The following is a 22,874-nucleotide window of genomic DNA, read 5'->3' as shown; positions in this document are numbered from 1 at the left end:
GATGCCCGGCGACTGGTGGCAGCAACGCGCCACCCACCGCGCCTACCTCGCCTTCATGTGGGCCCACCCCGGCAAACAACTCCTCTTCATGGGCCAGGAGTTCGCCCAGGGCGCCGAGTGGTCGGAGGCGCACGGCCCGGACTGGTGGCTCCTCGACCCCGGCTACGGCGCGGAGGCGGACCACCGCGGAGTGCGGGACCTGGTCCGCGACCTCAACATCGTCTACCGCCACACCCCGGCCCTGTGGCAGCGCGACACCGACCCCGACGGCTTCCAGTGGATCGTGGGAGACGCGGCCGAAGACAACATCTTCGCCTTCCTGCGCCTCGACGCCGAAGGAACCCCCCTCCTCGCCGTCTCCAACTTCTCCCCCGTCGTCCGCCACGACTACCGTCTCGGCGTGCCCGACTCCATCCCCGCCTGGCACGAGACCCTCAACACCGACGTCGGCAAGTACGGCGGCGGCGACCTCACCAACCCGGACGTCATCAAGCCGGAGGCGACCGCCTGGCACGGCCGCCCGGCCAGCATCACCCTGACGCTGCCGCCCCTGGCAACGGTGTGGCTACGGCCCGAGTAGCCGGGAGCGGCACTCCGTAGAGTGGTCCGGGTCCATGTCGGTGCTCCACGGGAGAGGTGCGGGCCCATGCGATCCGGAAGCACGCGCGGGGCGGCCCTGGCCGCCCTGCTCTGCGCTGTCGCCGTACTGCTGCTCGGCGCGTGCGGAACGCAGGTGGCCGGGCGGGGCAGCCCGCCCTCGGCCACCGCGCTCCCCTGGACGCTGTCGGCGCCCACACGCAGCCAGATCAACGGCGCCGAACTCGGCACCGATCGACGCACGGTGACCATCGCCGTGGACGTGCCCAGCGGCCCGAACCCGTGTGTGCGCGACCTCAAGGCCAAACTCACCGAGCCCGTATCGAACACCGTGCCGGTCCAGGTCACCTTCACCTCGCCGTCCGGGGACCAGTCCTCCGGCTGCACGAAATCCACCACGGCGAAGGCCCGTGTCAAGCTCCCCGAACCCCTGGGAGACCGCGAGTTGGTGGTCGGCTACCCCGGCGCCGTCTTCACCGCCGACGACGCCCACCTGCCCCACCTGCGCCTCTGCGGCGACCTGGGCTGCACCCCGCCGGCCACCGGCTGCACCACCGCCTCCTACGAGCAGGCGGTGAAGGCGGTCGACTCACCCGCGCACACCTACCGGGACGCGGAGCACTGCGACGGCAAGTGGCTGGTCCTGGACATCTCCTGGCCCACCGGCCCGGTCTGCGGCGACCCGGAGAACGACACATGCGCGCCCCATCTGGGCGACCGCTGGTTCTACCAGGCCGAGAAAGCGGGCTGGAAGCCGTTCTTCCGGACCTCGGCCGGGGGCTGCCAGGACGTACAGGACCGGGAACCGGCGTTCCCGACCGCCCTGTGCGCGTCCCTTGAGCCCCTGTCCCCCTCCCTGCACCCGACCCACTCTCCCTCGCCCTAACCGGCCAGCGCCTTCGGCAGCCGTCCGGTGTGCAGCACCCCCAGCCGCTGCGTGGCCCGGGTCAGGGCCACGTACAGATCGCTCGTGCCGTACAGCCCCGGCTCGACCACCAGCACGGAGTCGAACTCGAGGCCCTTGGACTGCCGCGGGTCGAGGAGGACGACGGTCCGGGTGAGGTCCGGTTCGGCGCCCGCCGTCACCCCGGCTCCTTCCAGGTGTCCCGCCAGCTTGGCGTGCAGATGGCGTGGGGCGATGACCGCGAGCCGGCCCTCGGCGGGGGTCAGCTCCTCGACCGCCTTGGCCACGGCGCCGGGAAGGTCGTCGGTGGCGCGGATCCAGGGTCGTACGCCGGTCGAACGGACCGAGCTCGGCGGTTCGAAGTCCGGGTTCTCCGCCCGTACGACGGCCGCCGCCAGCTCCATGATCTCGGCGGGCGTGCGGTAGTTGACGCCCAGGCGGGTGTGGTCCCAGCGGTCCTCGACATACGGTTCGAGGATCTTCTGCCAGGAGCCGACGCCCGCCGCCTCCGCGGTCTGCGCGGGGTCTCCGACCAGGGTCATCGAACGGGTCGGACTGCGCCGCATGAGCAGCCGCCAGGCCATCGGCGACAGCTCCTGCGCCTCGTCGACGATGATGTGCCCGAAGGCCCAGGTCCGGTCGCCCGCCGCGCGCTCGGCGGCGCTGCGGTGGTCGTCCTCCTCCTGACGCTCGGCGAACCGTTCGGCGTCGATGATGTCGTGCGCGGACAGCACCTCGGAGTCCTCGTCGTCGATGTCCTCGAACTCATAGGTCCGGGAGGCGTAGGAGACGTCCAGCACGCCCTGCGCGTAGGCGACCTGGGTCTCCCGTTCACGCTCGGCCCGTGCCCGCGCCAACCTCTCGTCCACGCCGAGCAGTTCGGCCGCCTCGTCGAGGAGCGGTACGTCCGCCACCGTCCACGCCCGGGTCACCGGGCGCCGGATCGCGGCCGCGTCCTCGTCGGGGAGGTAGCCCACCGGGTCGGCGAGGAAGTCCGCGACCAGCCGCTGTGGTGTCAGACGGGGCCACAACTGGTCGATGGCGGCCCAGACTTCACGGTTCTCGGCGATCTCGTCGCGGATCTGTGTGACGTCGCTCGGGTCGAGGAGGTTCGTGCCGTCGTACGGGTCGGTGCCGACGCGCTCGGCGTACAGCTCGGTGAGCGTGTTGAGGATGTGGCCCTCGAAGTGCTCGCGGGCGACGTTGTGCGGCAGTCCGGCCTCACGGGTGCGCTCGCGGGCGACCCGCACCAGGTCGTCGTCGAGCATGAGGATCTCGCGTTCGTGCTCGATCGCGATCACCGGATCGGGCAGCGACTGCCAGTCGCGTACGGCTTCGGCGAGGACGTCCGCCATCGCGGCGCGCCCCTTCACCGCGGCCGCCTCGCGGGTGTCGGTCGCCTTCGCCTTCACCCCGGGGAACAGTTCGCCGACCGTCGCGAGGAGCACGCCCGTCTCGCCCAGCGAGGGCAGCACCTCGCCGATGTAGCCGAGGAAGGCGGGGTTGGGGCCGACGATCAGGACGGCGCGCTTGGCCAGCAACTCCCGGTGTTCGTAGAGGAGATACGCGGCCCGGTGCAGGGCGACGGCCGTCTTGCCGGTGCCGGGGCCGCCCTCGACCACCAGCACCCCGCGGTGCGGTGCCCGGATGATCTCGTCCTGCTCGGCCTGGATGGTCTGCACGATGTCGTGCATCCGGCCGGTGCGGGCGGCGTCGAGCGCGGCCAGTAGTACGGCGTCGCCGGTCGGGTCCTCGTGGCCGGTGCGGGTCGCGTCGCCCAGATCGAGGATCTCGTCGTGCAGGGCGGTGACCTCACGGCCCTCGGTGGTGATGTGCCGGCGCCGCCGCAGGCCCATCGGGGTGTGGCCGGTAGCCAGGTAGAACGGCCGGGCCACGGCGGCCCGCCAGTCGATCAGGACCGGTGTGCGCTCGGCGTCGTCCCTGCGCAGACCGATCCGGCCGATGTGGTGACTGGTGCCGGACGTCAGATCGATCCGGCCGAAGCACAGCGAACCGTCCACCGCGTTGAGCGCGGCCAGCAGCCCCGAGCGCTCGGCGACCAGGACGTCCCGCTCCAGACGGGCCTGCATGGGCGTGTTGCCCTGGGCGAGCGCGTCGCTGACACCGGTCTCGGTGTCACCGCGCAGGGCGTCCACGCGTGCGTACAGGGTGTCGATGAATTCCTGCTCACCGCGAATTTCACCGCTGTTTGACAATTCCACTCCCACGCCGATATACTGTGCCTACTGAACTTCCTTGCGACTGAATTCCCGTAAAGTCGCGAACCATTGAGTTTAACCAAAGAAATCCCCCCGGCGCAATTGCCGGGGGGATTTCTTTCGTTCCGGGGAATCAGATCACTCAGATCACATCGGCCAGTTCCTCCAGCAGACGGCGCTTGGGCCGGGCCCCCACCACCGACCTCACGGGCTCACCGCCCCGGAACACCATCAGCGTGGGCGTCGCCATGACGCCGTACGCGATGGTGGTCTGCGGATTGCGGTCCACGTCCAGCTCGACGATCTTCAGCCGCTCGCCCTCCTCCGCCGCGATGCTGTTCAGCACCGGCGTGAGCTGCCGGCAGGGCCCGCACCAGTCCGCCGTGAACTTCACCAGCACCGGCACCTCGGAGCCGATCACTTCCGTCGCGAAATCCGCGTCCGTCACATCGATCACAGTTCCTGCCCTCCCAGTTCGCACAACGGTGGTTCGTCCCCGGCCATGGCCGCAAGGCGTACGCCGATCTGCGCCCGCACCGTCTGCAGTTCGCCGATCAGCTCGTCCAGCTCCGTCAGCTTGCGCCGGTAGACCGCGAGCGAGGCGGGGCACGAGTCGCCCTCGGGATGCCCGGACCGCAGGCACTCCACGAAGGGCCGCGTCTCCTCCAGGTCGAACCCGAAGTCCTGGAGCGTCCTGATCTGCCGCAGCAGTTTCAGATCGCTCTCGTCGTACGCCCGGTACCCGTTGTCGCCGCGCCGCGCGGGCAGCAGCCCCCGGGACTCGTAGTACCGCAGCGTCCGCGTCGTGGTCCCGGCCCGTGCGGCCAGCTCGCCGATTCGCATGCGTACGAACGTAAGCCTTGACCCCGACGTCAAGGCAACAGGGGTTTGCGCTCCACGGGAGAGGTGAGCACGATCGAGGTCGTCGTGCGGCCCAGCGCGGAGACCGCTTCGAGGACCTCCTCCAGGTGGACCGTGTCGCGGACGGCGACCTTGAGGATCCAGCAGTCCTCGCCGACCACGTGGTGCACCTCGGTGATCTCGGGGCGCTCGATCAGCTCCAGGGTCCTCGGGTGCTTGAGGTTGTAGCCGCCGTGCGGGTTGACCCGGATGAACGCCTGGATGCCGTAGCCGAGCCGGGCGGGGGCGACATGGGCGCCGTAGCCGCTGATCACGCCCGCCGTCTCCAGCCGTCGCACCCGCTCGGTGACCGCCGCCGGGCTCAGCCGCACCCGGCGCCCCAGCTCGCTCAGCTTGATCCGGCCGTCGCTCTGGAGGAGCTCCAGGATCTGCCGGTCCAGCGCGTCGAAGGCCACCGAGGTTTCATCGGTGGCGGCCCGCAGATGCCGAGGTTCTTTCGGTGCGGCGGTCTGAACTCCCATGGTTCCCCCTTCAGAACGTGGATGTACGCCGGGAGAATTATGGTCATGGAAAAGGCACGGGAGATACTGGTCATCGGCGGCAACCGCTATTTCGGCAAGCGCCTCATCGCACGGCTGCTGGCCGCCGGAAACCGCGTGACCGTACTGAATCGGGGATCCTCGCCGCCACCACCGGGCGCGGCACAACTGGTCGCCGACCGGAACGACGAGAAGTCCCTGACGGACGCGCTCGGTCCACGGGTGTTCGACGTTGTCGTCGACCAGGTCTGCTACACCCCCCGGCAGGCGGAGATCGCCCGCCGGGTCTTCGCGGGGCGCACCGGACGCTATGTGATGACGTCGACGGTCGAGGTGTACGAGTACGAGGACTCCATCGCGCTCGTACGGGAGGACGCCGTGGATCCGCTGACGGTGACCGTCGACCCCGAACTCCCCTGGGACGACCCGGAGTTCCTGGAGTCCCACTACGGCGAGGGCAAGCGGCAGGCGGAGGCGGTGTTCGCGGCCGCTGCGGACTTCCCTCACGCGGCCGTCCGCGTGGCCCATGTGCTGGGCGGGGACGACGACTTCACCGGGCGCCTCGACCACTACGTCTCCCGCATCCGCACCGGCGAGCCGATCGCGGTGCCCTTCTCGAACCAGCCCGCCACCTACATCCACGTCGAGGAGATCGCCGACTTCCTCGCGTGGGCGGCCGGCGAGGAGTTCACGGGAGCGGTCAACGCGGCCTCCCACGGCCTGCTGACCACCGTCGAGCTGTGCGAGGCGGTGACCGCGCACCTGCCCCGGGGCAAGGTCGTACTCCAGCTCGTCGAGGTCGGCGAGGTCTCACCGTTCTCCTTCTCCCGCTCCTACGGCATGGACAACTCCCGCGCCGCACGGCTCGGCTTCACCTTCGGCGACGTACGGCAGTGGCTGCCCACCGCGATCGCCGAAACCCTCGGGAAGGGCGGCAACTGACATGCGGTACCGCGTACTTGGCGGCCTGCGGGTGAGTTCCGTCGGGCTGGGTGCGATGCCGCTGTCCCTGGCGGGCCGCCCGGACGAGCGGCGGGCCCTGGCCACCGTGCACACGGCACTGGACGCGGGCGTCACCCTGCTGGACACGGCGGACTCGTACCATCTGCCCGGCGCCGAGCCCGGCCACAACGAACTGCTGGTGGCCCGCGCCCTGGCCGCGTACGGCGGTGACACGTCCGACGTGCTGGTGGCGACGAAGGGCGGCCGGGGCCGGCCGGCCGACGGCAGCTGGACGGTGACGGGTGACCCGCGCCATCTGAAGCGGGCCGCCGAGGGCTCCCTCAAGCGGCTCGGCGTCGAGGCGATCGGCCTCTACCAGCTGCACAAGCCCGACCCGGCCGTGCCCTTCGAGGAGTCGGTCGGCGCACTGCGGGAGCTGCTCGACGAGGGCAAGATCCGTCTCGCCGGGGTCTCCAACACCGATGTGGAGCAGATCCGTTCGGCCCGCGCGATCCTCGGCGACCGGCTGGTGTCGGTGCAGAACCAGTACTCCCCCGAGGTCCGCCACAGCGAGGCCGAGCTGCGGCTCTGCGCGGAACTGGGTCTGGCGTTCCTGCCGTGGAGTCCGCTGGGCGGTATCTCGCGCAGCGCGCTGGACGGGCCGTCGCGGCTGCCGGGGGCGGGACGCTTCGGCGCCTTCCACGAGGTCGCGGCCGAACGCGGAGTCAGCGCCCAACAGGTCTGCCTCGCCTGGCTGTTGGCGAGGTCACCGACCGTGATCCCGATACCCGGGGCGAGCCGGCCGGAGACGATCCGGGACTCGGCGTCGTCGCCGAGGCCGTCCATCTCGTTCAGCACCTGGAAGAGCAGGGGCTGTTCGCCGCCGCCGTAGTCGCGGGCCTCGGCGATGAGGTCGCAGTCCTCCAGGACGACGAGGGCCGGCTGGAGCATCCGGGCCAGTGCGCAGGCCGGGCCGATGGCCCCGATGCTCTCGCCGGACAGGATCACCACCGTGAACTGCGGGAGATGGGAGAGGAGATAGCGGATCGTGTGCGTCTTGCCGGTGCCGGGCGGGCCGTACAGCAGCAGGCCCCGGCGCAGATGCTGACCGGCCGCGCGGAGCTGTTCGCGGCGCCGGGCCACACCCACGACCTGGCGCTCCACGCGATCCAGGAGTCCGGCCGACAGCACGATGTCGTCGCGGGTCAGGTCGGGGCGGCGGTGGAAGCGGAACGGTCCGAGGCCGTGGCCGAACTCCGAGCCCTCGAAGGAGAGGACCTGTCCGCGGAAGACGTTGTGCTCGCGGGCAAGTGGTCGCGAACAGACCGGAAAGGGACGGGAGGTGTCCGCAGCACCGCCCGGTCAGCCCGCCTTCGGAATCGCCCCGTCGAGCCGTGGTGCCGCCGCCTCCGTACGTCCCGTCAGCAGGAGCAGCAGCGCGGAGACCGGGCCGCTGATCTCCTCCCCCTCACCCCGCGTCCACTCGATGTCGGTGGCGACGAGTCGGGCCTTCGGAAGTGGCCAGGGACGGGGCGGGAAGCGCATGGTCCACACCCGGTCGGCGGATTCGCGGGCGGCGGCCGGGGGCATCTCACGGTGCCGGCCGAGCGCGAGGGCGATGTCCTGGCCGTGGACGAGGAGGTCGAGGAGGGGCTCGCGGGGCGAGGTGGTGGGGGCGAGGCGGCGGGAGCCGATGATGGAGCGCAGGTTGGCGACGATCTCGGCGACGGGCCGCTCCGCCTCGCGTACGGCCGAGTCGTGGATCATCCGGTTCCAGTCGCCGCGGGCGCGGAGCATCTCCCGCACGACCTGCCCGTACGTGAAGCCTGCCGCGACGGTGAGATGCGCGGCGACGTCCCGCACCCGCCAGTCCCCACACCGCGTCCGCGTCTCCCACTCCTCGTGGCGCAGCCCCTCCAGGAGATCGGCCAGGCTCGCGCGCTCCTGGTCGACGATCTGCCAGAGCTCGTCGGTGTCCAGCGCGGCATCCGAGACAGCACTCACGGAAATCACCCACTCAAGTGGTAAGCTTCTCTGACCAAATTAGTCAGAGAGTCTGACCAATGTCAAGCGATACGGACCGGAGGCGTCGACCATGGTGCCGGAGAGCGAGCTCACCACGGGCGTGCTCCTGTTCCTCCCGTACCGGGCCCTGGAGAACCGCGTCTTCGCCGCGCTCGCCGAGGCCGGCTTCGACGACTTCACTCCCGCCCAGGCCCGGGTCATGCAGCGCATCGGCCCCGACGGGACCCGTCTGACGGAACTGGCCGAACAGGCCCAGATCACCAAGCAGACCGCCGGCTTCCTGGTCGATCAGCTGGAGAAGGCGGGCTATGTGACGCGGGTCCCGGACCCGACGGACAGACGCGCCCGCCTGGTCCGCGGCGCGGCAAAGGCATGGGCGGCCAAGGAGGTCGCCGACGCGGTGGTCGCCGAGGTCGAGAAGGAGTGGGAGGAGCGCCTGGGCAAGCGGCGGATGAAGCAGTTGCGCGAGGCGCTGACGCTGTTGCGGGAGATCACGGATCCTTGGGCCTAGGGCCGTAAGCGGGTCGGGTGAAGTCCGTTATGGTTCGGCAGCGCCCTGAAGGGGCGCGGGGCCGTATCACTATGCGGCTCCGCCGCGGGGCGCGACCAGCCACGACGGCGCCCCGGACGGCCGACGGCACATCGCGGCACTTCCCGCGGAGCGCTCAGGCCGGGGCTCCCACCTTCGCCGCCTCCTCGACCTCCAGCAGCGAGGCACTCCGTCGTTCCGCCTCGAAGGCGCGGTGACCGCCGCGCAGGCCGAACAGGCGCTTGGCCAGGAGGATGTAGAGGACGGCCAGGATGTTGAGGACCAACGTGGCGATCTTCAACCAGCTGATGTGCTCGGTGAGTTCGTAGATCTCCAGAGGGAGGAAGGCGGCCGTGGCGACGACCGTCAGGTACTCCGCCCAGCGCTTGGCGTACCAGAGGCCGACCGCCTCGACGAGTTCGATCAGGGCGTAGGCCAGGAGCAGCACCGCCACCAGGAGCAGGGTGTTGTGCCGGTAGCCGAAGGTCTTCTGGATGGTGCCCACGACCGGTGAGTGGTCGAGGTCGTAGTGGAAGTGCCTGAACACCGGTCGGAAGACGTCCAGATACTCGTCGAAGAGGCTGCGCACCGCGTCCTGACTGTTGCTGAACTTCCAGACCGCCAGCGCCACCAGCACGATGAACACCCCGCGCACCGCCCGCTCGACGGCGAGGAAGCGCAGGATGAACAGGTCGCGCAGGACCTTGCCGCGCGGTACCAGCGGGGCTTCGGAGGCCGGCCCGGAACCGTGTGGCTCCCCCAGTGCGAAGTCGCCGCAGCGCAGACAGCGCCAGACCTCCCCGAGGGCGGTCTCGGCGTGCAGCCTCGCCCGCAGCCGGGGGTCGTCCGGCGCGTACGTCACATGTCCGCGACGCGCGCACGTGCGCCGGTCCCAGTCGATCGCCATCCCCCGTGCCTCCACCAACGTGCCGCGCCTGTACTGGACAGACGCGGCACGCTAGTGGGCGCGGGTAAGAGTTCGGTGAGTCAGCGGCTGCCGGCCAGCTCCTTCTCCTCCGCGACCGCTTCGACGGGCTCCGCCGCCTTCTTCCGTCCCGGCAGCAGCACCGCGACCAACACCGTGCCGACGCCCAGGACCACGGCCCCGATGAGGCTGGTGTGGGCGACCGCGTCCGAGAAGGAGGAGCCGACCGCCTCGGCCATCTGCCTGGCCCCGGCGGCGAGTTGATCTGCCTGTGCCTTCAGCTGGGCCGCCTGCTGGGGGTCTGTCGCCTTCGCGGCCTGTCCGGCGACCTGCCGGGCCTGCTCCCCGATGCCCTGCGCGACGGCGTACCCGGCACCGACCGAGTCCTGCGCGGTGTCGAGCGTGGCCGCCGGGAGCCTGCTGCCGCCCGTGGCATCGGCGAGGTGGTCCGAGTACGACGTCGCCAGCAGCGAGCCGAGGATCGCGATGCCGAGCGACCCGCCGAGCTCGATCGAGGTGTCGTTCACCGCGCCGCCGACGCCCAGTTCGGACTCGGGGAACGCCCCCATGATCGCGTCCGTGGCGGGCGAGAGGGCGAGGCCGATCGCCAGACCGAGGACGGCGAGCGGGGCGACGAAATCGCCGTACGACGAACCGGCGTCCACCTGTGTCAGCAGCGCAAGCGCCGCGGTGCCGCCCACCATGCCCGCGGTGACCGTCCACTTCATGCCGACCCGTGGGGTGAGGAAGGCGGTCAGGGCCGAGCCCGCGAAGACCGCGCCGGCGAGCGGCAGCATGCGCAGGCCGGTCTCCAGGGCGCTGTAGCCGAGGACGAACTGGAGGTGCTGGGTGAGGTAGTAGAAGGCGCCGAAGACGGCGAGGAAGAACAGGGCGACGGCGAGGTTGGAGCCGGCGAAACCGCGGTCGGTGAAGCGGCGGACGTCGACGACGGGGCGCGGGTGACGCAGCTCCCACAGGACGAAGGCCAGCAGTCCGGCACCCGCGACGACCGCGGCGGCGATCGCCTTCACACCCCACCCGAAGTGCGGACCTTCGATGATCATGTAGACCAGCGAGCCGATCCACACCACCGACAGCAGCCCGCCGACGTAGTCGATCCGGCCCTTGTCCCTGGCCTTGGACGGCGGTACGAGGACCAGGGCGCCGACGATCGCGAGCGCGGCGACGGGGACGTTGATGAGGAACGTCGAGGTCCAGTCGTGGTTCTCCAGGAGCGCGCCCGCGACCAGCGGACCGGCCGCGATGGCCACGCCCGACGTGGCGGTCCACACGGTGATCGCCTTGGCCCGCTCGGCGCGCGGGAAGGTCGAGGCGAGCAGGGACAGCGTCGCCGGCATGATCATCGCGGCGCCGGTGCCCATCACGGCACGGGCCGCGACGACCGTCGTAGAGCTGTCGGCGAAGTACCCGAAGACGGACCCGCCACCGAACACGACCAGGCCGAGCAGCAGGGCGCCGCGGCGGCTGTACTTGTCGCCGATCGCACCGAGCAGCAGCATCAGCGCGGCGTACGGGACGGTGTAGCCGTCGATGACCCACTGGAGATCGGCGCTGGACAGACCGAGGTCCTCGGTCATGGCGGGCGCGGCGACCGTGAGGGCGGTGTTCGCCATCACGATGATCAGCAGGCTCAGACAAAGGACGAGGAGCGCCCACCAACGCCGGGCGTAGGGGCGGTCCATCCTCTCGACCGGTTCGGTCATGACGAGTCGCATGGCAGGGGTGGCCTTCCTCAGCGGACTGGTTTTCCACGGCGTTGCACAGCACTGTGCACTTGCACAACGCTGTGCAATATACGCTCGCTGCACAGCACTGTGCAAATAGATGAGGAAGGAGGCACAATGGCGTCCATGACCACGGGTAACACCAGCCGCGCCGACGCCAACCGCCGCCGCATCCTCGACGTGGCGCTCGCCGAGCTGCTGCGCGATCCGGACGCGTCCATGGACCAGATCGCGCGCGCCGCGGGGGTCGTACGGCGGACCGTGTACGGGCACTTCCCCAGCCGTGAGGCGCTGGTCGGCACCCTCGTCGACGGTGCCGTGGCGGCGGTGGCCGCCGCGCACGAGGCGGGGCGGGCGGATGCCGGGGATCCGGCACGGGCGCTGGCCGGGGCCACGCTGGCGACCTGGGAGGTCGCGGACCGCTATCGCATCCTGGTCGCGCTGGCCCAGCGCAGCGTGACGATGCAGGGCATCCGGGAACGTCTCGCGCCGGTGCGCGAGGCCTGTGAGGAACTGCTGGAGCGCGGGCTGAAGGAGGGCGTCTTCACCTCCCCGCTGCCCGCGCCGGCCCTGGCGTACGTCCACGAGCAGCTGGTGTTCGCGGTGATGGAGGCGGTGAACGACGGCCTCCTGGCACCCGAAGAGGCGGGCCGCTCCGCCGCGGTCACCGTACTGACCGCGGCGGGCGTACCCGCCTCTCGTGCCACCGAACTGGTGGCGAAGCTGAGCGATTGAGTTGTACTGCCTTGGATTACCGCCCGGGCGGCTGAGCGACGGGGGAGCTACTCAACCGCCCGGAGTCTGTTGCCCTCGCGAGGCCGGGCCCTGCCTCTAGGCCTTGGCCAGTTCCCTGCCTCTAGGCCTTGGCGAGTTCCTTCTCCCCGCCCTGCTCCGGCACATCCGCGACAGCGGGCCCGTGGCCGTCGTCGAGGAGGGTCTTCTCGTCGAACGGAAGGTGACCGGCGAGGACCTGGTCGACGCGCTCGCGGTCGATCTCCTTGGTCCAGGTGCCGATCAGGACCGTGGCGACGGCGTTGCCCGCGAAGTTGGTGAGGGCGCGGGCCTCGCTCATGAAGCGGTCGATGCCGACGATGAGGCCGATACCGTCCACCAGGGCCGGCTTGTGCGACTGCAGACCACCGGCCAGCGTGGCCATACCGGCGCCGGTGACACCGGCGGCGCCCTTCGAGGCGACGAACAGGAAGAGCAGCAGCGGGATCTGCTCACCGATCGACATCGGCGTACCCATGGCGTCGGCGATGAACAGCGAGGCCATGGTCATGTAGATCATGGTGCCGTCGAGGTTGAAGGAGTAGCCGGTCGGGACCGTGATGCCGACGACGGGCTTGCTGATGCCCAGGTGCTCCATCTTCGCGATGAGCCGCGGCAGCGCGGACTCGGAGGACGAGGTCGACAGGATCAGCAGGAACTCACGGCCGAGATACTTGAAGAGCGTGAGGATGTTCAGGCCCGCGATCACCCGCAGCAGCGTGCCGAGCACGATGAAGACGAACAGGACGCAGGTGGTGTAGAAGCCCAGCATCAGCAGGGCGAGATCCTTCAGCGCGTCCACGCCGGCGGAGCCCACGACCGCGGCCATGGCACCGAAGGCGCCGATCGGGGCGGCCCACATGATCATGGCGAGGATGCGGAAGACAAGACGCTGGATGTGCTCGACACCGCGCAGGACCGGCGCACCGGCGGGACCCATGGCCTGCAGCGCGAACCCGGCGAGCAGGGCGATGAGCAGCGTCTGCAGGACCTCGCCCTGGGTGAACGCGGAGATCATCGTGGTCGGGATGATGCCGAGCAGGAACTCGGTGGTGTCCTTGGCCTCCGCGTCGACCTGTGCGTGACCGGCGTCCTTGACCGCGTCGGTCACCGCGAGACCCGTGCCCGGGTCCAGGATGTTGCCGACGACGAGGCCGATGCCCAGCGCGACCATCGACATGATCGTGAAGTAGAGCAGCGCGATACCGCCGACGGCACCGACCTTGGCGGCCTTCCGTACCGAACCGATACCCAGCACGATCGTGCAGAAGATGATCGGCGAGATCATCATCTTGATCAGGTTCACGAAGCCCGTACCGATGGGCTTCAGCTCGACGGCGAAGTCCGGCGCGACCATGCCGACAAGAATGCCGATGGCGACCGCGACGATCACCGCGATGTACAGGTAATGGGTGCGGTCCCGCTTGGCGGGCGCGGCAGATGCGGTTTCGGGGGTGCTGGCGGCCACGGCTGCCCTCCTTTGACGTCTTCGTCGGATGACACCGGCGTGCGGCTCACGTCCGGGCTTTAGAGGAATGCCGTGACTATCTCCCGCCCTGTGAGGGCGGTCACCCTTCCGTTCATTTAGTTCACACTTACTGTCGGAGGCACACTGACGACATGCACATCCCGGTCCCGAGACCCCGCAGCCTTGCCGGCCAGCTCTTCGCCATGCAGGCCGTGCTGATAGCGGTGCTCGTCGCGGGGTACGCGCTCTTCACCTACGTCAGCGACCGCAGCCAGGCCGAGGACGCGGCGGGCCGCCAAGCCATGGCGGTAGCGGGCGCGGTCGCGGACTCACCGTCGGTACGGGAGGCGATCCACACCTCCGACCCCTCGGCGAAGCTCCAGCCGTACGCGCTGCGGGTGATGCACGACGCCGACGTCGACTTCGTCACGATCATGAACCGGCGCGGCACCCGCTGGACCCACCCGACGGAGTCGGAGATCGGGAAGAAGTTCCTCGGCCGGATCGACCCCGCCCTGGCCGGCGACTCCTTCACCGAGACCTACAAGGGCACCCTCGGCCGCTCGGTCCGCGCGGTCACGCCGATCAAGGAGGACGGCCGGGTGGTGGGCCTGGTCAGTGCCGGCATCAAGGTCGAGGCGATCAGCGAGCGGGCCCAGGGCCAGCTCACGGCCCTGCTGGGTGTCGCGGCGGGCGCCCTCGCACTGGGCGCGATCGGGACGTACGGCATCAACGCCCGGCTGCGCCGCCACACCCACGGCATGAATGCGACCGAGCTCAGCCATATGCACGACTACCACCAGGCCGCGCTGCACGCCGTCCGCGAGGGGCTGCTGATGCTGGACGGCCAGTACCGGGTGGCGCTGATCAACGACGGCGGGCGCGAACTGCTGGGTGTGGCCGACGAGGTGGTGGGCCGCTCGGTGGCGGAACTCGGCCTCCCGGCCCCCCTGACGGGCGCGCTCCTGGCCTCGGAACCCCGGGTGGACGAAGTGCACCTGACCACGGACCGGGTGCTGGTGGTCAACACCTCCCCGGTGTCGGGAGGAGACCGCCGAGGCACGGTGGTCACACTCCGGGACGTGACGGAACTCCAGTCCCTGATGGGCGAGTTGAACTCCGAACGCGGCTTCACCCAGGCGCTGCGCTCCCAGGCGCACGAGGCCGCGAACCGCCTCCACACGGTCGTTTCGCTGATCGAACTGGGCCGGGCCGAGCAGGCGGTGGACTTCGCCACGGCCGAACTGGAGCTGGCGCAAGCGCTCACCGACCAGGTGGTGGCGGCGGTGAGCGAACCGGTGCTGGCCGCGCTCCTCCTGGGCAAGACGGCCCAGGCGAACGAGCGGGGCGTGGAGCTCGTGGTGTCGGAGGACAGCCGCCTGGACGACGGCCTGCTGCCGCCGTCACTCCCCTCCCGGGACCTTGTGACGATCCTCGGCAACCTCATCGACAACGCGGTGGACGCGGCGCAGGGCAGCGTGGGTGCGCGGGTGACGGTGACGGCGTACACGGAAGCCGACGAACTGATGCTGCGCGTCTCCGACACGGGCGGGGGCGTGGATCCGGCGCATGCGGAGGCGGTGTTCCAACGGGGCTTCTCCACGAAGCCGGCGGGCCCGGGGGGCCGGGGGCTGGGACTGGCTCTCGTACGCCAGGCGGTCGGCCGGCATGAGGGGACGTTGACGGTGGCGGAGGCTGCCGGGGGTGGGGCGGAGTTCGAGGTTCGCGTGCCGTTGCGGGGTGGGGGGCCGGGGGAGGCCGGGGTACGGGCGTCCTCGTGGGTGAACGACGGGGAGGCGGCGCGGGAGGCCTCGCGGGGCGGCGGTATGGGGGTCGGGCGTGCGGTGGGCGCTGCGGTGTCCGAAGATGCGTCGACGACAGGTGCCGCACCGGTGGGGATCGAGCCGCGAACCCCGGGGCCGGAGGGTGCCGAACCGGAGGGCTCCGAGCGTGGGGCTCCCGCGCCGGAGGGCGCCGGTTCGCGGGGTACCGCTTCTGGAGGCGACGCATGACGACCCAGCCACAGCCGATCCGTGTCCTGGTCGTGGAGGACGACCCGGTCGCCGCGGACGCGCACGTCATGTACGTGAACCGGGTGCAGGGCTTCACTGCCGTCGGCAAGGCACACACCGGGGCGGAGGCGCGGCGCCTGCTGGACCGTACGCCGGTGGACCTGCTCCTGCTGGACCTGCACCTCCCGGACGTGCACGGTCTCCAGTTCGCCCGCTCGCTCCGGGCCGCCGGGCATCAGGCGGACGTGATCGCGGTGACGTCGGCGCGGGACCTGACGGTGGTACGGGAGGGAGTCTCCCTGGGTGTCGTCCAGTACGTCCTGAAGCCGTTCACCTTCGCCACGTTGCGGGACCGGCTGATCCGGTACGCCGAGTTCCACGCGGCGGCGGGCGAGGCGAGCGGGCAGGACGAGGTGGACCGGGCGCTGGCGACACTGCGGGCGCCCGGTCCGGCGGCGCTGCCGAAGGGCCTGAGCGCACCCACCCTGGAACGGGTGACCGTGGCGCTGCGGGACAGCGGGGAGGGACTGACGGCCACCGGACTCGCGGAGGTCGTGGGGATCTCCCGGATCACCGCCCGTCGGTACCTGGAGCACCTCGTGGACGCGGGCAGAGCGGCCCGGGCTCCGCAGTACGGGGCGGTGGGTCGGCCGGAGTTGCAGTACCGGTGGGTCAAGGGCCCGTAGGGCCGAACGGCCGCGTGTAGAGCACGACTTGGACCGCGAGCCCGATGACGCTGACCGCCTCGACGAGTGACAGCACGAGCAGCCCGGCACTGGTCTCGCCCGCCACCCAGTAGACGGCGAGCCCGGCGAGGGGCACGACACAGAAGGCGAGCAGATCGATCCCGCACTGGATGACCTTGCGCTGACGTCGGCGGGAGTCGGAGCGGTGGGCGGACTCCCAGGTGAACGCGTGCTCGACCTGGGCGAGTTGGGCGAGCTTCGGACCCAGGTCGTTGCGTATGTGCCTGCCGATCGCGGAGATCTTCTCGTCGTTGACGAGGTACGTCCACCCGAGCACGACGCACACGGGCGGGAGCGCGAGCAGCATGTCGGGGCGCTTGGCCTGCGCGGTGGCGGCGATGACGGCGGCGACGATGGTGAGGGTGACGTAGAGGAGGTTGTCGCGGAAGCCGATACGGGTCTTCTGCTCGTCCTTGAGGGTCTGGTACTCGGCGAGGAGCAGCTGGCCGGCGGTGACGTCGTGCTGGTCCGGCATGAGCTCTCCTTTGGTCCCAACGGCGTCCCTGCGCAGGTCACTTGGCCGTACCTTAAGGGAGTGACTCGACCCACTGTGGCGGTGTTGACCGCGTTGTCGCTGGAGTACACGGCCGTACAGAAGTATCTGACCGATGTGCGCAAGCGCGAGCACCAACGAGGGACCCGGGCCGAGGTAGGCCGCCTGACCGGTACGCCATGGTCGGTGGCGCTGGTGGAGATGGGCGAGGGAAATCTGACGGCCGCGGCGCTCACGGAGCGGGTGCTGTCGTGGCTGGAGCCCGAGGCGGTGTTCTTCGTCGGAGTCGCCGGGGGGCTGAAGAGCGACATCGCGTTGGGGGACGTGGTCGTGGCGACCAAGGTGTACGCGGTGCACGGGGGCAAGGAGACGCCGGACGGCTTTCTCGTACGACCGGACGCGTGGCGTGCCTCGCACCGGCTGGTCTCGGCGGCGCGGGATGCGCTGCGGGACGATCCTCGGGCGCACTTGAAGCCCATCGCTGCGGGGGATGTCGTACTGGCCGCGTCGTCATCCGCGCTTGCCGAGCATCTGCGCAGGAACTACAACGACGCCGCCGCCATCGAGATGGAGGGCGCGGGGGTCTTGAGTGCGGTCGACCTCGCGGGTGGGGACGCGTTGGTGATCCGGGGGATCAGCGACCGGGCCGAGGGGGACAAGTCCCGGTTGGACGGGGAAGGTTGGCAGCCTCGGGCGGCGGCGAGTGCGGCTTCGGCGGTGGTGGCGGTGTTGCGGGAGCTGCGGCCGTTCGGTGGGCGGGCTTCGGCGGCGGGTTCGGCGGGGGCCGATGACTCTGAGGAGGGACCCCATCGCGGGTCCGTCTACCGAGGGGACCACTTCGACTTCCGGAACAGCACCTTCAACGGGCCGTTCGTGGGCAAGCGGGTGGAACGGGGGGACGGGGAGCGGTAGACGCGGGTCCGTGCATGGGCCGGTGCCGGTCGCCACGGCTGCGTTGCCGGCGGTGCCGGCGGGGTTCACCGGGCGGGAGGAGGATCTGGCTCGGTTGATGCCGGTGCTGGATCGGGGGAGTGCGGAGTCCGATCTGCCGGTGGTGATCTGTGCGGTGTCGGGGTTGGGGGGCATCGGGAAGACGTCGTTGGCGTTGTGTGCGGCGCATCGGGCGGTGCGGGAGGGGTGGTTTCCCGGGGGGACGTTGTTCGTGGACCTTCGGGGGTATGACGAGGATCCGGTTACGGCGGATCAGGCTGTGGTGGCGTTGTTGGATGTGATGGGAGTTCGAGGGGCGGAGCTGCCGCAGACGGTGACGGCTCAGCAGGCTCTGTATCAGCGGCTGTTGGCTGAGCAGCGTCAGTCGATGCTGCTCATCCTCGACAATGCGTCGGACCCGTCGCAGGTGGCCGCGCTGTTCCCGGCAACCAACCACCACCGCGTTCTGATCACATCCCGGGATCGGCTCTCCGACCTGGATGTGCGGCTTCTTGACCTGGACGTGCTCAAGCCAGCAGCTTCGGCCGACCTCATCGAACGGTCGCTGCAGTTGGCCGATGAGAGTGACGACCGGGCCGCTCGTGAACCGGAGGCCGTCGCCGAGCTCGCCGAGTTGTGCGGGCATCATCCGCTGGCGCTGCGGATTGCGGGAGGCATGCTTCGAAAGCGCTGGTACCGAGGCATCAGGTCTCTCGTGCTCGAACTGCGCCAGTCCGAGGACCGGGCCGGAACACTGGGTGCCAGGCCGATCCTTGAGGCGGCATACAGTCAACTGCCCCAGGAACAAGCCAGGTTGCTGCGACTACTGTGCTTGGCTCCCACAGCCGAGGTCAGTGATGAGGCCGCGATGGCGCTGGCCGGTCAGGAGACCGAGCAGACTGCCCTCCTTCTGTCGGAATTGGCTTCCTCCCGACTGGTGACGCCGGTCCCGTCGGACGGGGGTGTGCGCTGGCGGTTGCATGACTTGGTGCGGGCGTTCGGGGCGCATGTGGTGACAGGGGACCCGAACTTGCACGAGGAAGGGGAGAGCGCGCGAGAGCGGCTGCTGGAGTTCTACGGACAGACAGCGGATGCGGCGGACGACCAGTTGCGTTGGCTGCCGCAGCGCAAGCAGGGTCGGTTCACCGACCGGGCGCAGGCTCTGACCTGGCTTGACGGAGAGCGAGCGGGGCTGATGGCGGCCGCGCAGTGGGCCGAGGATGACCGACACGCGTCTGCGGCGGTGTGGCTCGCCTCTTGCTTGTCGGCCTACCTGGAGTGGCGGCGATACTTCGACGACTGGATCACCATCGCGCGTACGGCTCAGGAGGCCGCACGACGCACCGGAGACCCGGGCACGGAGTCAAGTGCGTGGGACCTTCTCGGGCTCGCTCTTAGGGAGGCCGGCCGGGTGGAGGAAGCGGTCGCCGCTCACACGCACGCCCGTGACCTGTACCAAGCCGCTCACGACCGAGACGGAGAGGCAAACGCCTTGAACAACCTCGGCATCGCTTTGCGCGAGGCGGGCAAGGTCGAGGAAGCCATCGTTGCCCTCACCCGTGCCCGTGATCTGCATCGGGTCGACCGGGGAAGCAAGGAGGCGGCCGAGACGTGGGGCAACCTCGGTAACGCTCTCGAAGAGGCGGGCCGGGTACAGGAGGCGATCGACGCCCACACGCGCTCCCGAGACATGTTCCAGGACATCGGGCACCGCCACGGCGAGGGCGGGGCCTGGCACAACCTCGGTAGCGCCCTGCAGGAAGCGGGCCGAACGAAAGAAGCGGTCAAGGCGTATGGCGAGGCGCTGAAGGCCCATCGCGAATTCGAGGACTGGTATCGGACGGGGCACTCCCTCTTCAGCCTGGCCGTCGTCCGCAGAGCTCAACGCCGCATTTCCGAAGCCCGCAAGTGTTACCTCCGGGCCTCCGACGCCTACACCCGAGCCAACGCTCCCACCGAAGCCACCGAAGCCCAATCCGCCGCAGAGTCATTGACCTGACTAGACCACTCCCCCTACGTTCACCGGGCAGCCACCCGGCCACCCCCACGTGAGCCCGTAGGAGGTCATGCCCGTGCGCCCCACCGCCATCCGCTCCGTGCTCCCCCCACTCCTCGCCGCCGCCCTCACCGCCACCGCCCTCACCGCGTGCAGCTCCGGCTCCGGAAGCGACCCGGACACGTTGAAGGTCTCGTTCAAGCAGTCGACGGACAACTCCGTCAAGGTGATGGACGAGTTCCTGGCCGGCGTCAAGTCGCAGTTCGAGAAGGCTAATCCCGGCAAGAAGGTGGAGCTCGTCCCGATCAAGGCGCCGGACTCGGAGTACTACACCAAGGTCCAGCAGATGCTCCGCTCCCCCAAGACCGCCCCGGATCTGGTCTACGAGGACACGTTCCTCATCAACTCCGACATCACCAGCGGGTACTTGAAGCCCCTCGACGCCTACCTCGCCAAGTGGCCGGACTGGAACCAGTTCATCGACACGGCGAAGACCGCGGCCAAGGCCGAGGACGGGAAGACGTACGGCGTCCCGGACGGCACCGACACCCGGGGACTGTGGTTCGACAAGGGCATCTTCAGCAAAGCCGGCCTCCCCACCGACTGGCAGCCCAGGACTTGGGACGACGTCCTCGAAGCCGCCCGCACGATCAAGAAGAAGGTCCCCGACGTCACCCCCCTCAACGTCTACACCGGCAAGCCCGCAGGTGAAGCGGCCACCATGCAGGGCTTCGAGATGCTGCTCTACGGCACGAACGACGGCACCACGGACCCCCTCTACGACACCGCCACCAAGAAGTGGATCGCCGGCGGCCAGGGCTTCAAGGACGCCCTCTCCTTCGTCGGGACGGTCTACAAGGACAAGCTCGGCCCGGACGTCGAGACCGCCCTGGACCCCAACATCCAGACCATCATCCGCGGCGACCTCCTCCCCAAGGGCAAGCTCGGCATCGACCTGGACGGCTCCTGGCTCCCACAGGACTGGCTGGAGGGCAGCGGGCACGAATGGCCCGAGTGGTCCCAGAAGTTGGGCCTCGCCCACATGCCCACACAGAACGGCCAGGCCCCCGGCAAGGTGAGCATGTCCGGCGGCTGGACGTGGGCGATCCCGTCGAAGGCGGCCAACCCCGACCTGGCCTTCGACTTCATCAAGACGATGCAGACGAAGGCGAACGCCCAGAAGTGGTACGTCGCCAACTCCGGCATCGCGGTCCGCAAGGACGTCGCCGAAGACCCCGCGTACGCAGACGCCCAGCCCGGCATCAAGTTCTTCACCGACCTCGTCGCGAGCACGCACTACCGGCCCGCCTACCCGGCGTACCCGAAGGTCTCCACGGCGATCCAGGAGGCGATGGAGGGTGTGACGACGGGCGACATGTCGGTGGCGGAAGCGGCGAAGGCCTACGACGAGGAACTGAAAACGGCGGCCGACGGCAAAGTGACCGAGAAGTGAGTGACCGAGAAGTGAGCCCTCTCCCATGAGACTCACGAGGACCGCCCGCGCCCTCCCCCTCGCCCCCTCCGTGATCCTCCTGCTCCTCTTCCTGGCCGGCCCGATCGCGTACTGCGCCTACATCGCCTTCACCGACCTCCAACTCACCGGCCAGGCGCAGGAGTCGTTCATCGGCTTCGAGAACTTCCGTACGGCGTTCGGCGACGAGGCGTTCCTGAACGCGGTGTGGCTGACGCTGGTCTTCACGGTCGTGTCGGCGCTGATCGGCCAGAACACGCTGGGCCTGGCGCTGGCCGCGCTGATGCAGCGCGCGTCGAAGCCGGTGCGCACGATCGTCGGCGCGGTGGTCATCGCGGCGTGGGTGCTCCCGGAGGTGGTCGCCGGTTTCCTCCTCTACGCCTTCTTCCGCCGCGAGGGCACCCTGAACGCCATCCTCGACTGGCTCCATCTCCCCACCCAGAACTGGCTGTTCACCCTGCCGATCCTCGCGGTGTCGTTCGCGAACGTGTGGCGGGGCACGGCGTTCTCCATGCTGGTCTACTCAGCGGCGCTGAACGAGATCCCCAAGGAGATCACCGAGGCCGCGGAGGTCGACGGCGCGGGCGGCTGGCGCCGCATGTGGCACATCACCCTCCCGATGATCCGCCGCTCCATCGGCACGAACCTCATGCTCATCACCCTCCAGACCCTGTCCGTCTTCGGCCTGATCTGGGTGATGACGAGGGGCGGCCCGGGAGGCAAGAGCCAGACCCTCCCCCTCTTCATGTACGAGGAGGCGTTCCAGAAGAGCATGATCGGCTACGGCACGGCGGTGGCGCTGCTGCTTCTGGTGGTGGGCTCGCTGTTCTCGATGGTGTACGTGCGTCTGCTCCGGACGGAGGTCTGACCGCGATGGCTTCCCGAAGGTCCACAACCCATCGCCTGGCCGCCGACGCGGGCCTCCTGGTGGTGGCCGCCGCCTTCATGCTCCCGCTGGTCTGGGTCCTCCTGTCCTCGGTCGACCCGAACGCGAACCTCCGCGTGAAGCTCCCCGACGGCGTGACGCTGGACAACTTCGACGCGGTCCTGACCCCGGAGATCACGTTCACGCCACTGCTGAACAGTCTGCTGCTGTGCGGTGGGGGCACGCTGCTGACGGTGGTGTGCGCGGCACTGGCGGCTTATCCGCTGTCGCGGTTCCGGTCTCGACTGAACCGGCCGTTCCTGCTGACGATCCTCTTCGCCACGAGTCTGCCGATCACGGCGATCATGGTTCCGGTGTACGCGTTGTTCGTGCAGGTGAACCTGATCGACACCATGCAGGGCACGATCTTCTTCTTCGCGGCCTCCCAACTCCCGTTCGCCATCTGGCTGATGAAGAACTTCATGGACGGCGTACCGAAGGAACTGGAGGAGGCGGCCTGGACGGACGGGGCGTCGCCGATGCAGTCCCTGATGCGGATCGTGCTGCCGCTGATGGGGCCGGGCGTGGCGGTGGTGACGGTGTTCTCGTTCGTGATGATGTGGGGGAACTTCTTCGTCCCGTTCATGCTGCTGCTGACGCCGGACCAGATGCCGGCGAGCGTGAGCATCAATGAGTTCTTCGGGAACCGGGGGATGGTTGTTTATGGGCAGCTGGCGGCGTTTTCGGTGATCTATTCGACGCCGGTGCTGGTGCTTTATGTGGGGGTGGCTCGGCGGTTGGGTGGGGGGTTTGCGCTGGGTGGGTCTGTCAAGGGG

The 22,874-nt window shown here is 69.5% G+C and carries 22 protein-coding genes and 1 pseudogene; 13 read left to right on the top strand and 10 right to left on the bottom strand.

Annotated features, from left to right (window positions below; all coding sequences use genetic code 11):
* The coding region (locus TN53_RS37110) for an alpha amylase C-terminal domain-containing protein (protein WP_046263234.1) at positions 1-580 on the top strand (580 nt) is incomplete at its 5' end.
* Positions 581-646: 66 nt separating this feature from the next.
* Positions 647-1,483, top strand: coding sequence for a hypothetical protein (locus TN53_RS37105; RefSeq protein WP_095046933.1), 837 nt, complete (start codon positions 647-649; stop codon positions 1,481-1,483).
* On the opposite strand, the gene TN53_RS37100 is transcribed toward TN53_RS37105, so the two are convergent.
* The 4 genes from TN53_RS37100 to TN53_RS37085 all read right to left on the bottom strand — a co-directional run bounded on the left by TN53_RS37100 (position 1,480) and on the right by TN53_RS37085 (position 5,102).
* Complete coding sequence (locus TN53_RS37100; protein WP_046263238.1) at positions 1,480-3,699, bottom strand: HelD family protein; 2,220 nt, start codon at positions 3,697-3,699, stop codon at positions 1,480-1,482. The genes TN53_RS37105 and TN53_RS37100 overlap by 4 nt on opposite strands.
* A 163-nt stretch (positions 3,700-3,862) precedes the next feature.
* Positions 3,863-4,177 (bottom strand): thioredoxin family protein, encoded by a 315-nt coding sequence (locus TN53_RS37095; protein WP_046263233.1) that lies wholly within the window; start codon positions 4,175-4,177, stop codon positions 3,863-3,865.
* Complete coding sequence (locus TN53_RS37090; protein WP_046263232.1) at positions 4,174-4,563, bottom strand: MerR family transcriptional regulator; 390 nt, start codon at positions 4,561-4,563, stop codon at positions 4,174-4,176. Before TN53_RS37090 ends, TN53_RS37095 begins: the two co-directional genes overlap by 4 nt.
* A gap of 29 nt (positions 4,564-4,592) precedes the next feature.
* Positions 4,593-5,102, bottom strand: coding sequence for an Lrp/AsnC family transcriptional regulator (locus tag TN53_RS37085; protein WP_199924720.1), 510 nt, complete (start codon positions 5,100-5,102; stop codon positions 4,593-4,595).
* 45 nt (positions 5,103-5,147) lie between these two features.
* On the opposite strand from TN53_RS37085, the gene TN53_RS37080 reads away from it, so the two are divergent.
* Both TN53_RS37080 and TN53_RS37075 read left to right on the top strand, forming a co-directional pair.
* Positions 5,148-6,062: an NAD-dependent epimerase/dehydratase family protein gene (locus TN53_RS37080; protein ID WP_095046934.1), complete on the top strand. Its 915-nt coding sequence runs from the start codon at positions 5,148-5,150 to the stop codon at positions 6,060-6,062.
* Position 6,063: 1 nt separating this feature from the next.
* Positions 6,064-6,954: an aldo/keto reductase gene (locus tag TN53_RS37075; RefSeq protein ID WP_046263229.1), complete on the top strand. Its 891-nt coding sequence runs from the start codon at positions 6,064-6,066 to the stop codon at positions 6,952-6,954.
* On the opposite strand, the pseudogene TN53_RS48675 reads toward TN53_RS37075, so the two are convergent.
* Positions 6,942-7,205: pseudogene (locus TN53_RS48675) on the bottom strand (AAA family ATPase); the annotation flags it as partial. The gene TN53_RS37075 and the pseudogene TN53_RS48675 sit on opposite strands and share 13 nt — an antisense overlap.
* A gap of 219 nt (positions 7,206-7,424) precedes the next feature.
* Positions 7,425-8,075, bottom strand: a complete 651-nt coding sequence (locus TN53_RS37070) for a maleylpyruvate isomerase family mycothiol-dependent enzyme (RefSeq protein ID WP_046263228.1) — start codon at positions 8,073-8,075, stop codon at positions 7,425-7,427.
* An 82-nt stretch (positions 8,076-8,157) separates the two neighbouring features.
* On the opposite strand from TN53_RS37070, the gene TN53_RS37065 reads away from it, so the two are divergent.
* Positions 8,158-8,598 (top strand): MarR family winged helix-turn-helix transcriptional regulator, encoded by a 441-nt coding sequence (locus TN53_RS37065; RefSeq protein ID WP_046263227.1) that lies wholly within the window; start codon positions 8,158-8,160, stop codon positions 8,596-8,598.
* Positions 8,599-8,752: 154 nt separating this feature from the next.
* Here the strand turns inward: TN53_RS37065 and TN53_RS37060 are convergent, their stop codons facing one another.
* The gene (locus TN53_RS37060) at positions 8,753-9,523 is read right to left on the bottom strand and encodes a DUF2127 domain-containing protein (RefSeq protein WP_046263226.1); all 771 of its coding nucleotides are present in this window, start codon (positions 9,521-9,523) and stop codon (positions 8,753-8,755) included.
* A gap of 80 nt (positions 9,524-9,603) precedes the next feature.
* Entirely contained in the window at positions 9,604-11,277 is a 1,674-nt protein-coding gene (locus TN53_RS37055) for an MFS transporter (protein ID WP_046263225.1), read from the bottom strand.
* Between the two features lie 126 nt (positions 11,278-11,403).
* Here TN53_RS37055 and TN53_RS37050 point away from each other — a divergent pair, with 126 nt between their 5' ends.
* Positions 11,404-12,021 (top strand): TetR/AcrR family transcriptional regulator, encoded by a 618-nt coding sequence (locus TN53_RS37050; protein ID WP_046263224.1) that lies wholly within the window; start codon positions 11,404-11,406, stop codon positions 12,019-12,021.
* Between the two features lie 121 nt (positions 12,022-12,142).
* Here TN53_RS37050 and TN53_RS37045 read toward each other — a convergent pair whose 3' ends face one another.
* A complete protein-coding gene (locus TN53_RS37045) occupies positions 12,143-13,525 on the bottom strand; it encodes a cation:dicarboxylate symporter family transporter (protein ID WP_046263223.1) in 1,383 nt (460 codons plus the stop codon).
* A gap of 152 nt (positions 13,526-13,677) precedes the next feature.
* Here TN53_RS37045 and TN53_RS37040 point away from each other — a divergent pair, with 152 nt between their 5' ends.
* Entirely contained in the window at positions 13,678-15,537 is a 1,860-nt protein-coding gene (locus tag TN53_RS37040; protein ID WP_095046930.1) for a sensor histidine kinase, read from the top strand.
* Positions 15,534-16,223: a response regulator gene (locus TN53_RS37035; protein WP_046263222.1), complete on the top strand. Its 690-nt coding sequence runs from the start codon at positions 15,534-15,536 to the stop codon at positions 16,221-16,223. The genes TN53_RS37040 and TN53_RS37035 overlap by 4 nt, the downstream gene beginning before the upstream one ends.
* On the opposite strand, the gene TN53_RS37030 is transcribed toward TN53_RS37035, so the two are convergent.
* On the bottom strand, positions 16,210-16,758 hold the full coding sequence (locus TN53_RS37030; protein ID WP_046263221.1) for a hypothetical protein: 549 nt from the start codon (positions 16,756-16,758) through the stop codon (positions 16,210-16,212). The genes TN53_RS37035 and TN53_RS37030 overlap by 14 nt on opposite strands.
* Positions 16,759-16,818: 60 nt before the next feature.
* On the opposite strand from TN53_RS37030, the gene TN53_RS37025 reads away from it, so the two are divergent.
* The 5 genes from TN53_RS37025 to TN53_RS37005 form a co-directional block, all read left to right on the top strand.
* Positions 16,819-17,688, top strand: coding sequence for a 5'-methylthioadenosine/S-adenosylhomocysteine nucleosidase (locus TN53_RS37025; RefSeq protein ID WP_046263236.1), 870 nt, complete (start codon positions 16,819-16,821; stop codon positions 17,686-17,688).
* 22 nt (positions 17,689-17,710) lie between these two features.
* A complete protein-coding gene (locus tag TN53_RS37020; RefSeq protein ID WP_324609644.1) occupies positions 17,711-19,705 on the top strand; it encodes a tetratricopeptide repeat protein in 1,995 nt (664 codons plus the stop codon).
* Between the two features lie 67 nt (positions 19,706-19,772).
* Positions 19,773-21,155, top strand: a complete 1,383-nt coding sequence (locus TN53_RS37015; protein ID WP_046263220.1) for an extracellular solute-binding protein — start codon at positions 19,773-19,775, stop codon at positions 21,153-21,155.
* A gap of 25 nt (positions 21,156-21,180) precedes the next feature.
* The gene (locus tag TN53_RS37010) at positions 21,181-22,041 is read left to right on the top strand and encodes a carbohydrate ABC transporter permease (protein WP_046263219.1); all 861 of its coding nucleotides are present in this window, start codon (positions 21,181-21,183) and stop codon (positions 22,039-22,041) included.
* A gap of 5 nt (positions 22,042-22,046) precedes the next feature.
* On the top strand, positions 22,047-22,874 hold an 828-nt coding region (locus tag TN53_RS37005; RefSeq protein WP_046263218.1), incomplete at its 3' end, for a carbohydrate ABC transporter permease.

It is taken from the genome of Streptomyces sp. WM6386 (genome assembly GCF_000972385.1).
Lineage (GTDB): Bacteria > Actinomycetota > Actinomycetes > Streptomycetales > Streptomycetaceae > Streptomyces.
This window is presented reverse-complemented; position numbering and strand designations above follow the sequence as displayed.

What these genes read in the sequence shown, in the direction of transcription:
- TN53_RS37105 (WP_095046933.1), top strand. Translation starts at nt 647, where the DNA reads ATGCGATCCGGAAGCACGCGCGGGGCGGCCCTGGCCGCCCTGCTCTGC.
- TN53_RS37090 (WP_046263232.1), bottom strand. Translation starts at nt 4,563, where the DNA reads ATGCGAATCGGCGAGCTGGCCGCACGGGCCGGGACCACGACGCGGACG.
- TN53_RS37085 (WP_199924720.1), bottom strand. Translation starts at nt 5,102, where the DNA reads ATGGGAGTTCAGACCGCCGCACCGAAAGAACCTCGGCATCTGCGGGCC.
- TN53_RS37080 (WP_095046934.1), top strand. Translation starts at nt 5,148, where the DNA reads ATGGAAAAGGCACGGGAGATACTGGTCATCGGCGGCAACCGCTATTTC.
- TN53_RS37075 (WP_046263229.1), top strand. Translation starts at nt 6,064, where the DNA reads ATGCGGTACCGCGTACTTGGCGGCCTGCGGGTGAGTTCCGTCGGGCTG.
- TN53_RS37065 (WP_046263227.1), top strand. Translation starts at nt 8,158, where the DNA reads ATGGTGCCGGAGAGCGAGCTCACCACGGGCGTGCTCCTGTTCCTCCCG.
- TN53_RS37060 (WP_046263226.1), bottom strand. Translation starts at nt 9,523, where the DNA reads ATGGCGATCGACTGGGACCGGCGCACGTGCGCGCGTCGCGGACATGTG.
- TN53_RS37055 (WP_046263225.1), bottom strand. Translation starts at nt 11,277, where the DNA reads ATGCGACTCGTCATGACCGAACCGGTCGAGAGGATGGACCGCCCCTAC.
- TN53_RS37050 (WP_046263224.1), top strand. Translation starts at nt 11,404, where the DNA reads ATGGCGTCCATGACCACGGGTAACACCAGCCGCGCCGACGCCAACCGC.
- TN53_RS37040 (WP_095046930.1), top strand. Translation starts at nt 13,678, where the DNA reads ATGCACATCCCGGTCCCGAGACCCCGCAGCCTTGCCGGCCAGCTCTTC.
- TN53_RS37035 (WP_046263222.1), top strand. Translation starts at nt 15,534, where the DNA reads ATGACGACCCAGCCACAGCCGATCCGTGTCCTGGTCGTGGAGGACGAC.
- TN53_RS37030 (WP_046263221.1), bottom strand. Translation starts at nt 16,758, where the DNA reads ATGCCGGACCAGCACGACGTCACCGCCGGCCAGCTGCTCCTCGCCGAG.
- TN53_RS37015 (WP_046263220.1), top strand. Translation starts at nt 19,773, where the DNA reads ATGCCCGTGCGCCCCACCGCCATCCGCTCCGTGCTCCCCCCACTCCTC.
- TN53_RS37010 (WP_046263219.1), top strand. Translation starts at nt 21,181, where the DNA reads ATGAGACTCACGAGGACCGCCCGCGCCCTCCCCCTCGCCCCCTCCGTG.